The sequence below is a fragment of the Sphaerisporangium sp. NPDC005289 genome (assembly GCF_040607455.1).
GTDB classification, from domain to species: Bacteria; Actinomycetota; Actinomycetes; order Streptosporangiales; family Streptosporangiaceae; genus Sphaerisporangium; species Sphaerisporangium rhizosphaerae.
Map to the genome: position 1 here is coordinate 1 of NZ_JBEXGS010000069.1, position 1,087 is coordinate 1,087.

The 1,087-nt window shown below is 71.8% G+C and carries 1 protein-coding gene and 1 pseudogene; both read left to right on the forward strand.

Annotation, left to right across the window (positions count from 1 at the left end; genetic code table 11):
* Window positions 1-210: pseudogene (locus ABZT47_RS40340) on the forward strand (sugar ABC transporter substrate-binding protein); the annotation flags it as partial.
* A partial coding sequence (locus ABZT47_RS40345; protein ID WP_354854115.1) for a Gfo/Idh/MocA family oxidoreductase occupies window positions 207-1,087 on the forward strand: 881 nt, incomplete at its 3' end. The pseudogene ABZT47_RS40340 and the gene ABZT47_RS40345, both read left to right, overlap by 4 nt.

Here is a 1,087-nt window from a genome sequence, read left to right on the forward strand (position 1 = left end):
ATCGCGGCCGACAGTGGTGTGCTGAAGGCGACGGTGACCTACAGCCCGACGATGGCGGCTTCGGCGATCAAGCTGGCGCGGCTCATCGCTCAGGGCAAGGGTCTGAGCGACCTGGTCGAGCAGCAGGTGCCGCAGTCGGTCACGCTGACGTCGGAGACCATCACCAAGGACAACGCGCAGACGTATCTGCCGCTCGGATTCGAGTCATGAGGTCTGTCGCCGGGGTCGGCATGATCGGTTACGCGTTCATGGGCCGCACCCACTCGCAGGCGTGGCGCAGCGTGGACGCGTTCTTCGACCTGCCGCTCGAACCCGCGATGGTCGCGCTGGCGGGCAGGTCCGCCGAGGCGACCGCGCAGGCCGCGGCGAAGCTCGGCTGGGCACACGCGGAGACCGACTGGAAGCGCCTCATCGCCCGCGATGACGTGCAGATCGTCGACATCTGCACGCCCGGTGACTCCCACGCCGAGATCGCCATCGCGGCGCTGGAGGCCGGCAAGCACGTCCTGTGCGAGAAGCCGCTGGCCAACACCGTGGCCGAGGCCGAGGCCATGGCCGCCGCCGCCCGCGCCGCGGCCGGGCGGGGCGTGCGCGCGATGGTGGCCTTCAACTACCGGCGGGTCCCGGCCGTCGCGCTGGCCCGCCAGTGGGTCGCCGAGGGCCGCATCGGCGCCGTCCGCCACGTGCGGGCGCAGTACCTGCAGGACTGGATCGTCGATCCGGAGTTCCCGCTGGTGTGGCGGCTGCGCAAGGACAAGGCGGGGTCGGGCGCGCTGGGAGACATCGGCGCGCACATCGTGGACACCGCCGAGTTCGTCACCGGCGAGCGGCTGACCGGGGTGTCGGCGCTGACCGAGACCTTCGTCAAGGAACGCCCCCTGGCCGAGGAGTCGGCCGGGCTCTCGGCCGCGGGCGGCGCGGGCAGGGGCGAGGTCACCGTCGACGACGCCGCGCTGTTCACCGCCCGGCTCAGCGGCGGCGGGCTGGCCTCCTTCGAGGCGACCCGTTTCGCCAGCGGGCGCAAGAACGCGATGCGCATCGAGGTGAACGGGGAGCTCGGGAGCCTGGCCTTCGACTTCGAGTCGAT